Source organism: Anoxybacillus sp. B2M1 (genome assembly GCF_001634265.1).
Lineage (GTDB): Bacteria > Bacillota > Bacilli > Bacillales > Anoxybacillaceae > Anoxybacteroides > Anoxybacteroides rupiense.
This window is the reverse complement of sequence record NZ_CP015435.1, coordinates 2,986,419-2,999,559: the sequence shown is the minus strand read 5'-3', so window position 1 is coordinate 2,999,559 and position 13,141 is coordinate 2,986,419. Positions and strand designations below refer to the sequence as shown.

Here is a 13,141-nt window from a genome sequence, read left to right as displayed (position 1 = left end):
CTTGAAGCCCCGCTCCGAAGCTTTGCGGGGGCTATACTCGAGATTCGAATCAGCCAAGCGCTTGAGAAGCGCGAAATCTGATCCGCTTATGCTTTTGAGTCAAACACCGAACGGCCGCCTTCGTATCCCGAAGCAGCAGAATGGGGATTCTGGTAGTTGATTTCGGGCGTTTGCGGCAAAAGCAAATCCAAGGTCATATGAACAAATTGAAGCGATTGCTGGACGAGCTGCTGGTTGAGCTCATTCGCTTCCTTCAGCTCTCGAACGGCCTTTGATAGCTCTTCCTGCCGTTTTTTTAGCTCGCTCCGCTCCGGTTCAGCGGCCCTCTCGATGCAAGCGGCCAATGTCGGCGGCTCTTCCGCTGCGCTGGAGCGAGGAAAAAGCGCGGCGATCATGTCGCTTCGCTTTTTTTCTAATTGGCTGATCAAAAAAATATGTTTCTGCTCATCCTGGATGATCGTCTTTAGGGCTTCCATATCTCCTTTTTTTAACACGTCTGTTTTTTTGTGGGCTGAATGCAGCAAATGCTTATGCACCTGCACATATTCGTCTAATAAATGAATCAGCGGCGCGGCAGACATGAAACCCCTCCTCTCCTAAAACTCCGCTTTCCGTTCGTTGTTGGGCTCTGTGCCTCATGATCGGGCATAGTAGTCATAGATGCTTTTAGCCACCGCATGGGCATCGATTTTATAGGTGCCGGACTGTACCTGTTCTTTCAACTGACGCACCTTATTTTCCCGTTCGATCTGCCATTGGGGATGCTGCTGTAATTCCTTCGCTTCTGCGGAAATCTCGACTTGATCCCGCTTTTTGCCAGTCTTACCGTTCTGAATCTCTTGGTTCGCATAATGTCTATAGGAATGAACTCCCGGTGACGAGATATTGTTCTGGTTGATGCGCACGGACAACCCTCCTTTTCTTCGTCCGATTCGTTGCTTCTTACTTATATTATCGGCAACGATTCTCGATGTTTTAATAGATGGCCTGAGAAGTTCCTTATCCGCCAAACAAAGAAGAGACAAAAAACTTCATGCTCTTACAGGGCGACTTGAACAATAATCAAACCGCCCCTGTCGCTTTGAAGCTACCAAATCGGCTCCGTCCGCTTAACAGGATTTTCTCTAGATAAAAGCGGCTAGATTTAGAAGTCTTTTGGATCGTCTTTTTTTGTATAATATACGGTCGTCGGCCGGCTGCTCTCTTCCTTTTTTGTTTCTTCTTTTTGCAGCTGCTCCACTTGCTGGCTGAGGTCTTGTTTACACGAAACACAAAGCTTGCCTTCGCGAATGATCGTGCCGCAGCGGCTGCAAGGGTAGCCTAAATTCGGAAAGTTGGCGAGCTGGAGCCGTCCCGATTTAATAAATTTCATAATCAGGCGCTCGGACACACCGGTTGCTTCCACTACCTCCGACAGTGTCGCCATGCGGTTTTCCCGCTTTCGCATATAGTTATACACCTTCGTAAACTCTTTTTCTTCCTCTCGATAGCATAGGTCGCAAATATCACGAAACTGATTTTTGACAAATAATCGGCCGCAATTCGGGCAATTTTCTAGATTCACTGTCGCCATCCCCCAATCCTTCGCTCATTTACGTGTAAACATTGATAATTAGCCCTTGAATTTCGCCAATGGCGCGTAAAATCCCCATCCCATCCTTTTCATTTTGCAATACTTGATTCGTTAAGTCGAGTAGCTTTTGATCCACCTCTTTGACGAGCTTATATAAGCGCTGGCGCCCATTCCAGCTGAAGCTGCGCTGTTCGGACAGCTGCAAGCCATGCTTGACTGCATCGTCCAATAAGGTTTTGACTAGCTTTTTGTATTTCCGCAAATCCTCAACTGAATGCGATTCAGCCAATACTTTTCCTTGGTCGGCAATTTGCTGGACAAGCTGCTGGAATCGCTCATACACTAAATCATCCTGCTTTTTGGCCATCACCTCAGCAAAGGATACGGAGGCAGAAGGAACCGTTTCCTTTGGCTGAGTTGTCTTGATCATATTCGGCTTTGTCACTTTTTGGACTTCCACCATACATCGCCTCTATTTCTGTTCTATGTTCTTTATGACGCGCAAAATTTCTCCGATCACCGCATAAAGCTGGGAAGGAACACGCTGCTGCGGGTCGGCTAAATGCTCGACAAGAGTGGCATCTTTTTGAATGGGAATACCTTGCTTTTCAGCGTGCTCGATCATTTCTTTTCCCATTTTTCCGCTTGGCTCAAGAGTTTCCAATAGACGCTCTGCTTCTTCTTCGTAGCGGCTTAATGCCGAAGCATATGTTTCATATGGATGCTTCATACCGTTATATCATAACCTTTCTCTTGAAGTTTCTCACTTGCGGACGGAGTTTGTAAAGAGGAAGAAACCGCTGACTCCGTCATTTTCGCAAAGGTCATTTTCGTTACATGGTAGCCGATTTCATTTAAATGCTCCTTAGCGGCTTCCATGAGCGGCTTGAGCGCGCTTTCCACTTGCTCATGATCGGTCTTGACCGTAATCGCTAAGTTGCGTTCCGCAGCTTGCAGCAGCAATCCGATTTTTCCGTATTGTTCCGTATCCAATAAAAAATATAAGCTGCAATTTTGCCAATCTAACTTTCCGTCCTCATTGCGCGAATTCAAATAGACGTGAACGGTTTCCATTTGATCTCGCATCATCAGTGGGAGCTGATATACCATAGTTTGCGTGTGGCTTTTTGCCTCAAACCGGCTCAATAGCTGCTGGCCTGTCAGATTTAAGACCGCCCGCTCTGCCTGCGAAGCTGTGCCGTACCCCCCCTCTCCGGCGCTGAGGAGCAGGGACTTCATGTTTTTGCTTGGCAGCGGTCCGGTTTGGGTCATCACGGCCTGCGCGATTTCTTTTTCATGATGCATCCCCAATAAGCGCAGCTGCTCAAATATCCCTCGGGCGGAAAAGTCATCCGCTGCTGCCGGAAGCAGCCGTCCTATTTGCCCAGCGAGCGGCTGATTAGACACGGAAGCAGATGGAGAGGCCTGCATCTCCGAGACAAAGCGCTGAATCTTGACATCCGCTGGTTGAAAACGGAGGGAGGAGACCGTCTGCCTTACCTCCTGAACGATGGATGCGGCATCGCTCCATTTTCCAGCTGAAATCAATTGCTTCGCTTCTGCCAGCTTTGCGCTTGCCTGAAGAAGCTGTTTTTCCGTTCCCATATCGGCAAACATCATGCATTCTCCGCGCAAAATCATGCGATCAAGCGTATAAACAGCCGCTTCGATCGACATCCTTGCTTGCGAACGGACCTGAGTCGAACGGGCGGTCAATATGGACGCTGTTTGCTCCAGCTTTTGGCCGATCTCCCGCTGCCAGCTTTGAAACTCGCCCGTTGCTTGCGCCATTTTTTCCGTGACGGTTCGCACGACAAGCTCCTTTGCTTGCGGCGTGATTCCGCTGAACCATTCCTCATGGCCGTACGTCCATTGAACCGTTTCCATATTGGTGCCTGAATCGGTTTCATTTCCGATCCAGCTTGATGTGTTTTCGGCAGCCGTTCCGTTTTTTTGGTCACTTGGAGGCTCCGGGCTTGTCTCTTTCACTGCTGGTGACTCCGTCGTCTCCTCCATGAGCTCCATCAACAGATCACCTAGCGGCTCTCCGTGCAGCGCTTCATGAACCGCTTGCATATGAAGGGACGTCAACGGAAGCTTTTTGCTGGCGAGAGCTTGAATCGTTTCCAGCTTTTCATCCATCGTTCCTTTTGTTTTTTCCAAGAAGCTTTTGAGAGCCGCCCGCTCTGCCTGGGTCAGAAACAAGCCTTGCTTTCTTAGCAGCTGTTCGATTGGAGCCAACGAATTTCCGGCCATCGCTTGAGCGGCTGCCGAGGGCGAAACCGCTTTAACTTCAAGAACATCACGATCCATTCCCGTGATTTGGACAACGAGCTTTTCCTTGTCTGGGATGTCCCCTTGAAAGCGGACATAGCGATCCTGTCCTTTGATCGTCACAATCGCCTCACTTGCGCTGACTTTTTCCTTGATGGCCACAAAAACGGTATCCCCTTCTTTGAGCGGGGCCGTTCCATCCTGGGAAGCGATGGATGTCTGCACCATCCAATCATGATAAATTTGCATGGTTTTCACACTCCGCTCTCTGATCTATGCTCAAGCATATTAATGAACAGTCTTATTCCATGAAAACGCGCCTCTTCGTGCACAAAACGCCAACCATGAAAGAGCAGCAGTCTTGTGCAGCAACGCGGCCATTCATTTATCGCATTGGTCAAAGCAATCGGATTCTCACACAAAAGCGAATCATCAACACTCATGTTTTGCTACCTTTTATATCGGCAAATCACGATGAATGTTTATGAGCCAATCCAATCAAATTACGACCTCGCGAGGGTAAAAGAGGAAACGGCGGCAGCGCCCGCTTCCCGCAGCATTCGAGCCGCATGGCGGACTGTCGTTCCTGTCGTATAAATATCATCGATCAGCACGATAGAAGCACCGGCGGGCAGCAATACATCCGAACGCAAGTGAAAAACACGATCCGTTTCAAGCCGCTCATGCCTTGATTTTTTTGACTGCTTTGCGGAATCGAATCGTTCTAATGCGTCTAAAATCGGACAGCCGAGCAATTCGGCAAGCGCTTTTGCCTGATTAAAGCCTCTTTCGTATAAACGTGCGGAACTTAGCGGGATCGGGACGAGGAGTGAATCGCGCGGAAAGTGGCAGAAAAATTCACGGCACATATCAGTGCGAAACGCTTCAACGAGCGCATAGTCCCCACGAAACTTCCAGCGGGCAATCACCTCTTTCATAAAAGCATCGTACACGTATACAGATCGATTTTTCGTTAACACACCGCGCCATGCGTTGTCACGCTTCCAGCGGACGCAATCGGCACATAATTCCCCTTGCCGATACGATTCGTCAACGCGGTCAAACGGCCGACCGCAGCATTCGCATAGATCGCCAGCAATAAGGGCAAAAGAGCGGCGGCATTCATGGCAAAGCACATCTGTCTGTTTCAACATCAACAAATGTCTCCAACTCATTCGCTGCGCATAACGCCGATGGCACAACAAACAATGTTCGCTCATGGACTCTTTAATAGCCCCCTTTCTTGAGCCAGACGGTTCATGCGAACGATCTGCCGTTTCGCGGCGACCATCGCTTTTGTTTTTCCGTAATGAAAAAAGCGGACGTCTCCGTTTGGATGCAGGGCGCTTCGTCCCACCCTTCCGGCAATTTGGACAAGCGCGCCCTCTGTAAATAGGTCATCCTCGGCTCCTAATACCGCCACATCGAGGCGAGGAATCGTCACGCCGCGTTCTAAAATCGTCGTCGTGACGAGAAGCGGAATCGCTCCTTGACGAAAAGCGTGCACTTTTTCCTTACGGGCGCTCTCCTCGGCGTGGACCCCCTCGATCCGCGCATCCAGCTGCTTAAGTATTTGCACAACCTGCTGCAGCAGGGCAATATGCGGAACAAATAGCAGGGCTGGTCTCCCTTTTTGGATTCTCTCATTTGCCCAGGCCAGCACATTGCGGGGGAGCTTTCCTTTTTGCACTTGCTTCCGCCAATGGCCACACCATTCAAAAGCAGGAACCGGGAGAGGATAGCCGTGATAGCGTGCCGGAATTGTCGCCGCCATTCGCTTGTTCTTTTGAATTTCCCGTTGCCATGCTGGATGGGGAGTCGCTGTTAAATAAATCAAAGCGGACGGTTCACAGCGGGCTTTGGCAGCTGCATATTGCAGCATCGGCTCCACAGAGTAAGGAAAAGCATCGACTTCGTCGATGATCATGACATCAAACGCGCGATAAAAACGAAGCAGCTGATGCGTGGTCGCCATGACAAGAGGGGCCTGTTTGAAACGATCCTCGCTTCCGCCATATAAAGCAATGACAGGAACCGTTGGAAACGCCTGCTTGAAGCGCGGAGCCAGTTCTAATACGACATCCATTCTGGGGGTAGCGATGCAGACGCGTCTGCCGCGCTCTAGGGCATGGGCGATGCCGGGAAAAAGCACTTCTGTCTTCCCCGCCCCACAAACAGCCCAGACCGTTAATTCATCATGGCGGTCTATGGCTTGCTTGACCGCTTCCGCCGCCGCTTGCTGGGCATGGGAAAGTTTGCCGCTCCAAACAAGCGGACGGTCATAAGCGATTCGCTTTGGGCTCACACAAGAAACGACAAGCGGAGTACATTCGCTCACCCTTCCCATCATCAAGCATTGCCGGCAATACGTACAGCTCTCTTCACAGCGGGCGCAGTGAAAGGAGGCAAAAAGATGGGCGCGCTCATTTCCGCATCGTTCACAGCGATAACCGCCGCGCTCGGTTTGAGTAATGCCTTTTTGATAACGCAAATAACCATTTTCATAATGGGCCTGAATCTGTTCCAGTGAAAAAGGGAGGTCATCTATGAGAAGCTGTTTGCCTTCAAGAAAGGCAAGAAGAGTAGGAGAAAAGAGAAATTCGGGGTTTTTCTCGCAAGAAGGGAGATCGGGCAGACGGCTAATCGGCCGGCGGTCTTTATGCTTTTCCTTTGCCAGCGCTTCTGGAAGCCATTTGCCCTGTTCAAACACAAAACGCATTTTATCCCTCCATGATTCATTTTGGCGAATCGTTGCCTAAAAAAAGCGGGACTGACGGTTTTCGGTTGAAGACAAAGCCCACAGTAGACTTTGGCTTCAACCATTTTAACAGCCTTTCTTTATGGATTGCGTCGGTTGCATCAAAACGCTTAGCAGATCAGGAACGCAGCCGAGTGAAGACGCGAACGGAACCCAAACGTTCATGAGCCCGCGCCGCAAAATGAAAGCGTTTATCAACATTCTGAAGCGGTCCGTACTGCTTGCTTCGGCAGCATTGATGCTTTTTCGGTTTCCCGCTGATGCCGCCGATCGACGGCTTGGCGATTGGCATGTGGACGGTCCCATCCGTTTAGATAAGGGACTTGATGTCCCGTTCCATGATGATGAAGCTCTTTATGGGCGATACCAAGTGAGCCCGAGCGCGCCTTCGCCGAGATGCGTCCCAATGACCGGGCCGAAATAGCTGATCAAAAATTCCACATTCGGATAGGTTTGCGCCAGCTCCTGCTTCCACGCCTCCGCTTCCTCCAAGCGGTTCGCATGGATAATCGCCGCTTTCAGGGGCACTCCGAGCTTGGCATCCTCGGCGAGCAGCTCCTCGATCCGCTTGATCGCTTTTTTGCGCGTACGGATTTTTTCAAACGGCACAATGACTTTGTTTTGAAAATGAAGCAGCGGTTTCACCTGTAAAAGGCTGCCGATAAACGCTTGGGCACTGCTCAGCCGTCCGCCGCGCTGCAAATGGATTAAGTCATCCACCATAAAATACGCGCGCAACGAGGTTTTGATTTCGTCCAGGCGGGCAATAATCTCTTGGGGATGCTTGCCCGCCAGCGCCATTTCAGCGGCCTCCATCGCATAAAAGCCTTGTGCCATGCAGCTGATCTCCGAGTCATACGCGTACACCTGAAGGCCTTCTACCATGCCTGCTGCCGTTAACGCCCCTTGATACGTACCGCTTATGCCGCTTGATAAATGAATGCTTACCACCGCGTCATATTGCTTGGCCAGCGTTTCAAACAGCTCAACAAATGCGCCGATCGACGGCTGCGATGTTGTCGGCAAATGTTTATGCTGCCTCACTTCTTCGAAAAATGGCTCCGCATGAATATCCACTTCTTCCCGATAGGCTTCATTGCCAAAGGAAACGCTTAATGGAATCATATAAATGTGCAATGCTTCGCGCACGTCTTTCGGAATATATGCCGTACTATCCGTGACAATCGCTGTCCTCATCATTCATACCTTCCTTATTTTGATTATGGCCTTTGCTGATCCATCGTCACAGCGGATACGCTGCACCAATTCGCTCATGCAGGACCTTTCTCATTTGACTAGCCTGTTCTTTCAGTTTGTCCCCATCGGCATGAGCGAATGGAAACGGTCTGCATGTGGATGATCAGCCCGTCTTCCTTACCTCCATTGTAGCGGAAAAAAGGATGGATTTCATTACAAAAAAAGGCTGCCGAATTCTCGACAGCCTTGGCGCTCAGCGAACCTCCACCCATCCGTTTTTGATCGCCACAACAACCGCTTGTGTACGGTCATTCACATTTAGTTTTTGGAGAATATTGCTGACATGATTTTTCACCGTTTTTTCACTTATAAACAACGCCTCGCCAATGCCGCGGTTGCTTTTACCGTCCGCAAGAAGCTGCAGCACCTCACACTCCCGGCGCGTTAACAAATGCAGCGGCAGACATACCTCGCGCGATGTTTTTTCGACCTTCTGGCTCGTTCCTGCGGCGAGGCGGCGGTATTCTTGAATTAAATTATGCGTCACGCGCGGATGTAAATAAGATCCGCCTTCTGCTACGACCTTGACCGCTTCTATCAATGTATCCGCATCCATATCCTTTAATAAATAGCCTGTTGCGCCTGTTTTCAGCGCATGCATCACATAATTTTCATCATCGTGAATGGAAAGGACCACCACCTTTGTGTCAGGGTACGTTTCCACCAGCTGCCGCGTCGCTTCCACTCCATTCGTATTCGGCATGTTAATATCCATAATCACGATATCCGGCTGATGCTTTTGCACCAACTCGAGCGCATCACTGCCATCCGCTCCCTCAGCTACTACCTCAAATTGTCCTTCGAATTCTAAAATCCGCTTGACTCCTTCGCGAAATAATTGATGGTCATCAATAATAACGATGCGTGTTTTCATTGATCGATCCTCTCCCTTCTTGTTTGTGTCGTTTCTAACAGCGGAATTTGAATAAACACGGTTGTTCCCACACCCATTTGTGAACGGATATTCATCGTTCCTTCCAATAATTCTACTCGTTCCTTCATCCCAATCAATCCAAAGGAATTTTCCTTCTTTTTCTTCACATCAAATCCTTTTCCATTATCTTTAATCATTAGGAAAAGATACTGCTGCTTCATTTCTACCTTCACTTGAATCTCAGATGCCTCCGCATGCTTCAGTGCGTTTTGCACCGATTCTTGGACAAGGCGAAAAATCGCCACCTCAAAATGGGCAGGCAATCGTTTTTCCTCCCCAATATGTACAAAAGAAATTTTCGTTTGCTGGTTATACTCCTCAACATTTTGCAAATATTTACGGAGGGTAGGTATTAAGCCCAGATCATCAAGCGCCATTGGTCTTAAATCATAAATAATTCTTCTCACTTCGTAAAGTGCAGAACGTACCATTTTTTTAAAATCCCGCAATTCTTGAACCGCTTCATCGACACTGCGTTGTCGAATAATCCGCTCCATTAAATCCGAGCGCATCATCACATGGGCGAGCATTTGGGCAGGACCGTCGTGAATCTCCCGCGATAAGCGGCGGCGTTCCTCTTCTTGAGCTTCGATAATCCTTAAACCGAACTCCTGTTTTTGTTTGGCCCCTTCTATAAACTCGCCCACTTGGCGAAAGTCGCTGTTCAAATAATTCAGGACAACAGTGATTTGTCCAATTAAATGATCGGCGCGTTCAATGGTTTCTTTTAGCGCGGCTAAACGCCGTTCCAATTCATCGCGCCGCAGCCGCAGCTGCCTTTCTTGCTCGCGAATCATCGTCAGCTTCATTTGCAGCTCGTGCGCGATTTCATAAGCCTCGCGGATTTCCATTTCGGAATAGCGTGAAAAATGGCGGTTCACCTCTGATAAGCGCTGTCTCGCCAGACGCGCCTGCACCTCCAGTCGATCTGCTTCATTGATAATCAGGCTGACTTGCGTTTTTGTTTCCTCTAGCTCCTTGATCAAATGCTCATACTCATGGCGGGACCGTTCGCCGATCTGAAAAATTTCATCTTTGCTATGATGAACCGTTTTTACCATTTTTTCGACAATTTTATCTAATTCCTTCGCATTTAATTTTTTTGGCAAAGACATACGAAATCCTCCGTGCTTATACAAAAAAGTATCAAGAGATCATACAAATTTTTCTAACGAAAAGTTTTATTTGAAGGAAAAAAGCTGTCGATTTATAATAGAAAAAGATGCTTTTTCGCTACCTGTTCCCGACCGGTAGGCGACGGCACATACTTGTTTTTTTAAGTATAGCATGTTTCACGCAACTTATCGCCAAAAATTGAATTGGTAATAAAAACATATGCAACAGCGTGCCGCATGATCGTGAGGTGTTTCATCATTGCTGCATAAATATTATACCGTAAAAGGATATGGAGAAAGTGAAATCGTGATCGAAAAATCGCGATTCATTTGTTATGCCAATCGGGCAACAACGGAAGAGGAAGCGACTCAGTTCATTCAAACAATCAAAAAAAAGCATTGGGATGCGACGCATAACTGCTCTGCTTATTTAATCGGCGAGCATGACCACATCCAAAAAGCGAATGATGACGGTGAACCGAGCGGCACGGCTGGTGTTCCGATGCTCGAAGTGCTTAAGAAAAAAGGACTAAAGGACACCGTTGTCGTTGTGACTCGCTATTTTGGCGGCATTAAGCTTGGAGCCGGCGGTCTCGTCCGCGCTTACAGCAAAGCGGTATCCGAAGGGCTGAAAGCAGCGGAAATTGTTGAACGCCGCCTCATGCGCATTATGCATGTTGCGATCGATTACAATTGGCTTGGCAAAGTGGAGAATGCCCTTCGCTCCTCCATTTATGATGTGAAAGCCATTCACTATCTAGATCATGTCGAAATCGAGGTATTTGTCGAAGAAAACAACAAGCAGCCGTTTTGCGAATGGCTCACCGATTTAACCAATGCAAGGGCGGACATTCAAGAAGGGGAAGTCACCTATATGGAAACGACCATTTCTTAGCCTCCCTTTCACCACTCTTAGAAAAAAGAAGAGGAGAACAATCAATGACCAATAAACGAACCTATCGTAAAAAGCAAAAAAAGAAAAAGCGCAGAAAGCGCATATTATTATGGATATTGACGCCTATTTTGCTGCTTGTGCTGGGAGCTACTTGCTACGCTTCGTTCCTTATGCATAAGGCGGAATCTGTGATCAATAAATCGTATGAGGAGATCAAAGGACGAGACCAAGATCGCCCAAACCTGAAAATTGATAATTTCTCCATCTTGTTTATCGGCATTGATGACAGCCGTTCGCGAAACTTCAAAAGCGATACACGCTCAGATGCGTTAATGCTAGCGACATTCGATGCCAAAAAGAAATCTGTCAAATTAGTAAGTATTCCGCGTGACTCGTATGTATATATTCCGTCAGAGGAAAGACGGGATAAAATCACCCACGCCCACGCCTTTGGCGGCGTAAAAGGAACCATTGAAACGGTTGAGCAGCTGTTTGATATTCAAATTGACTACTATGTCAAAATGAACTTCTATGCTTTTATGGACGTGGTGGACGCCTTAGGCGGAATTGAAGTAGAAGTGCCATATAATCTTAAAGAAAAAGACTCCGAAGACCATCATAATGCGATTGTTCTGAAAAAAGGATGGCAAACATTAAATGGCGAGCAAGCGCTGGCTCTTGCGAGAACAAGAAAGCTTGATAACGATATCGAGCGCGGAAAGCGCCAGCAAGAAATTTTAAAAGCCATTATAAAAAAAGCAAGCAGCGTCCGTTCGATTACCAAATATGATGATCTGTTAGAAGCGATCGGAGACAATATGAAAACGAACTTAACGTTTGATGAAATGAAATCGCTGATTTATTATGCAACAAGCAGCGAAGGAAAGCTTAATATTGAATCCCTTCACTTAAAAGGAACCGATGATTACATTGACGGAGTTTACTATTATAAGCTCGACGAACAGTCTGTCGAAGAGATCTCTCAAGAGCTGAAAAATCATTTGCAAGGGCTGGATACTACTTCTACGGACAACAGCGATCCAGAAGCCAGCAACCAAACAGATCACGCTGATGACGACGGACAACCATAAACAAACGCAAAAAACCGCCTTGCATAAAAGCAAGGCGGTTTTTTTAATTTTGTTTTCCATTCGCGTAGCGAATCACGCGCATGATTTTCAAAATGGGGCGATAATTCGCATCCACTAAACCGATCTTCTCCGCAATAATCTCAAGGGCAAGCAGCACGACAACCAATATAATCATCGATACCCAAACAGCGGCCTGCGATAAAATGATCGCCAGCAGACCAAAAACGGCGCTCATGCCGTAAATAATCAGCACGGTCTCCCGATGGCTGTATCCGAGCCGGAGCAGACAGTGATGCAAATGAGATTTATCAGGAGCCGAAAGCGGCTGCTTTTTCACAATGCGGCGAATGATAGCAAAAAATGTATCCGAAATCGGCACACCGAGAATTAACACCGGCACGACAAACGAGATAAACGTAACGTTTTTAAAGCCTAACAGTGACAATACGGAAATCATATATCCTAAAAAGAGCGCCCCTGTATCTCCCATAAAGATCTTTGCCGGATGAAAATTGTACAGCAAAAATCCCAAGGTGCTCGCTAAAATAATCAATCCCATCGAAGTGACGAACCAGTCTCCCATAATCAACGCCATTCCAGAAATCGTGATTAAAGCAATCGCTGAGACACCGGCTGCCAAGCCATCTAGCCCGTCAATGAGGTTGATCGCATTCGTAATTCCCACAATCCATAAAATCGAAATCGGTATGCTTAACATTCCAAAATGCAATTGCCCGCCGAATGGCAAATTAATAAAGGTCACTTGTACACCGGCAATGACAACCACGATAAAGGCGGCAACGAATTGGCCTAAAAACTTCACTTTAGCCGGCAGTTCGTAGATATCATCCAAGATCCCAACGGCCACAATGATCAGACTGCCTAATAAAATATAAAGCGAATCTTCATTCCAAGGCCGTAAAATCAAATATCCAATCATGGTGCTGACATAAATCGCCAGCCCTCCTAAACGCGGCATAATTTTTTGGTGCACTTTTCGTTGATTCGGTTTATCTGTGGCTCCTACAAGAAAAGCCAATTTTTTCACAAATGGAGTAAAAATAACGGATAACGCAAAGCATATAAGCATCGTTAAGTATAGATATAACATGGGAACCCTCCCCTATGTCCTAGGATAACCATTAATGTCACATTCAAACCAAAACCGTTCATTGCCAAATTTCTCAGTACAAAAGCCCACAGCGTCGATTATAGCATATTCAATCTATGACATAAACAAAAAA

The 13,141-nt window shown here is 47.5% G+C and carries 15 protein-coding genes; 2 read left to right on the top strand and 13 right to left on the bottom strand.

The window, feature by feature from the left end:
• Positions 1 to 86 precede the first annotated feature (86 nt).
• From GFC28_RS14560 to GFC28_RS14505, 12 genes are all read right to left on the bottom strand, one after another.
• Positions 87 to 581, bottom strand: a complete 495-nt coding sequence (locus GFC28_RS14560; RefSeq protein WP_044746291.1) for a flagellar protein FlgN — start codon at positions 579 to 581, stop codon at positions 87 to 89.
• A 54-nt stretch (positions 582 to 635) separates the two neighbouring features.
• Positions 636 to 905, bottom strand: coding sequence for a flagellar biosynthesis anti-sigma factor FlgM (gene flgM / locus GFC28_RS14555; protein ID WP_044746292.1), 270 nt, complete (start codon positions 903 to 905; stop codon positions 636 to 638).
• A gap of 239 nt (positions 906 to 1,144) precedes the next feature.
• A complete protein-coding gene (locus GFC28_RS14550) occupies positions 1,145 to 1,564 on the bottom strand; it encodes a TIGR03826 family flagellar region protein (RefSeq protein WP_044746302.1) in 420 nt (139 codons plus the stop codon).
• 28 nt (positions 1,565 to 1,592) lie between these two features.
• Positions 1,593 to 2,033 carry a YaaR family protein gene (locus tag GFC28_RS14545; RefSeq protein ID WP_044746303.1) on the bottom strand — a complete coding sequence of 147 codons (441 nt, stop codon included), beginning with the start codon at positions 2,031 to 2,033 and terminating at the stop codon, positions 1,593 to 1,595.
• A gap of 12 nt (positions 2,034 to 2,045) precedes the next feature.
• Complete coding sequence (locus GFC28_RS14540) at positions 2,046 to 2,303, bottom strand: flagellar biosynthesis protein FlhB (protein WP_044746293.1); 258 nt, start codon at positions 2,301 to 2,303, stop codon at positions 2,046 to 2,048.
• Positions 2,300 to 4,096, bottom strand: coding sequence for a hypothetical protein (locus GFC28_RS14535; RefSeq protein ID WP_044746294.1), 1,797 nt, complete (start codon positions 4,094 to 4,096; stop codon positions 2,300 to 2,302). Before GFC28_RS14535 ends, GFC28_RS14540 begins: the two co-directional genes overlap by 4 nt.
• Before the next feature lie 254 nt (positions 4,097 to 4,350).
• Positions 4,351 to 5,067 (bottom strand): ComF family protein, encoded by a 717-nt coding sequence (locus tag GFC28_RS14525; protein ID WP_044746295.1) that lies wholly within the window; start codon positions 5,065 to 5,067, stop codon positions 4,351 to 4,353.
• Positions 5,064 to 6,566, bottom strand: a complete 1,503-nt coding sequence (locus tag GFC28_RS14520; RefSeq protein WP_044746296.1) for an ATP-dependent helicase ComFA — start codon at positions 6,564 to 6,566, stop codon at positions 5,064 to 5,066. Before GFC28_RS14520 ends, GFC28_RS14525 begins: the two co-directional genes overlap by 4 nt.
• Positions 6,567 to 6,723: 157 nt before the next feature.
• Positions 6,724 to 6,897: a hypothetical protein gene (locus GFC28_RS19370; RefSeq protein ID WP_156487542.1), complete on the bottom strand. Its 174-nt coding sequence runs from the start codon at positions 6,895 to 6,897 to the stop codon at positions 6,724 to 6,726.
• Positions 6,898 to 6,959: 62 nt separating this feature from the next.
• Positions 6,960 to 7,802, bottom strand: coding sequence for a DegV family protein (locus tag GFC28_RS14515; protein ID WP_044746304.1), 843 nt, complete (start codon positions 7,800 to 7,802; stop codon positions 6,960 to 6,962).
• Positions 7,803 to 8,055: 253 nt separating this feature from the next.
• Complete coding sequence (locus GFC28_RS14510; protein WP_044746297.1) at positions 8,056 to 8,736, bottom strand: response regulator; 681 nt, start codon at positions 8,734 to 8,736, stop codon at positions 8,056 to 8,058.
• Positions 8,733 to 9,911 carry a sensor histidine kinase gene (locus tag GFC28_RS14505; RefSeq protein WP_066329581.1) on the bottom strand — a complete coding sequence of 393 codons (1,179 nt, stop codon included), beginning with the start codon at positions 9,909 to 9,911 and terminating at the stop codon, positions 8,733 to 8,735. Before GFC28_RS14505 ends, GFC28_RS14510 begins: the two co-directional genes overlap by 4 nt.
• 259 nt (positions 9,912 to 10,170) lie before the next feature.
• On the opposite strand from GFC28_RS14505, the gene GFC28_RS14500 reads away from it, so the two are divergent.
• Together GFC28_RS14500 and GFC28_RS14495 are read left to right on the top strand one after the other, a co-directional pair.
• The gene (locus GFC28_RS14500) at positions 10,171 to 10,806 is read left to right on the top strand and encodes a YigZ family protein (RefSeq protein WP_044745022.1); all 636 of its coding nucleotides are present in this window, start codon (positions 10,171 to 10,173) and stop codon (positions 10,804 to 10,806) included.
• Positions 10,807 to 10,850: 44 nt separating this feature from the next.
• Positions 10,851 to 11,897 carry an LCP family protein gene (locus GFC28_RS14495; RefSeq protein ID WP_044745023.1) on the top strand — a complete coding sequence of 349 codons (1,047 nt, stop codon included), beginning with the start codon at positions 10,851 to 10,853 and terminating at the stop codon, positions 11,895 to 11,897.
• A 43-nt stretch (positions 11,898 to 11,940) separates the two neighbouring features.
• Here GFC28_RS14495 and GFC28_RS14490 read toward each other — a convergent pair whose 3' ends face one another.
• Positions 11,941 to 13,008: a glycosyltransferase family 4 protein gene (locus GFC28_RS14490; protein ID WP_044745024.1), complete on the bottom strand. Its 1,068-nt coding sequence runs from the start codon at positions 13,006 to 13,008 to the stop codon at positions 11,941 to 11,943.
• Positions 13,009 to 13,141 lie beyond the last annotated feature (133 nt).

Coding starts and splice junctions, on each gene's coding strand:
- GFC28_RS14560 (WP_044746291.1), bottom strand. CDS start 581: ATGTCTGCCGCGCCGCTGATTCATTTATTAGACGAATATGTGCAGGTG.
- GFC28_RS14540 (WP_044746293.1), bottom strand. CDS start 2,303: ATGAAGCATCCATATGAAACATATGCTTCGGCATTAAGCCGCTACGAA.
- GFC28_RS14535 (WP_044746294.1), bottom strand. CDS start 4,096: ATGCAAATTTATCATGATTGGATGGTGCAGACATCCATCGCTTCCCAG.
- GFC28_RS14525 (WP_044746295.1), bottom strand. CDS start 5,067: ATGAGCGAACATTGTTTGTTGTGCCATCGGCGTTATGCGCAGCGAATG.
- GFC28_RS14520 (WP_044746296.1), bottom strand. CDS start 6,566: ATGCGTTTTGTGTTTGAACAGGGCAAATGGCTTCCAGAAGCGCTGGCA.
- GFC28_RS19370 (WP_156487542.1), bottom strand. CDS start 6,897: ATGCCAATCGCCAAGCCGTCGATCGGCGGCATCAGCGGGAAACCGAAA.
- GFC28_RS14515 (WP_044746304.1), bottom strand. CDS start 7,802: ATGAGGACAGCGATTGTCACGGATAGTACGGCATATATTCCGAAAGAC.
- GFC28_RS14510 (WP_044746297.1), bottom strand. CDS start 8,736: ATGAAAACACGCATCGTTATTATTGATGACCATCAATTATTTCGCGAA.
- GFC28_RS14505 (WP_066329581.1), bottom strand. CDS start 9,911: ATGTCTTTGCCAAAAAAATTAAATGCGAAGGAATTAGATAAAATTGTC.
- GFC28_RS14495 (WP_044745023.1), top strand. CDS start 10,851: ATGACCAATAAACGAACCTATCGTAAAAAGCAAAAAAAGAAAAAGCGC.
- GFC28_RS14490 (WP_044745024.1), bottom strand. CDS start 13,008: ATGTTATATCTATACTTAACGATGCTTATATGCTTTGCGTTATCCGTT.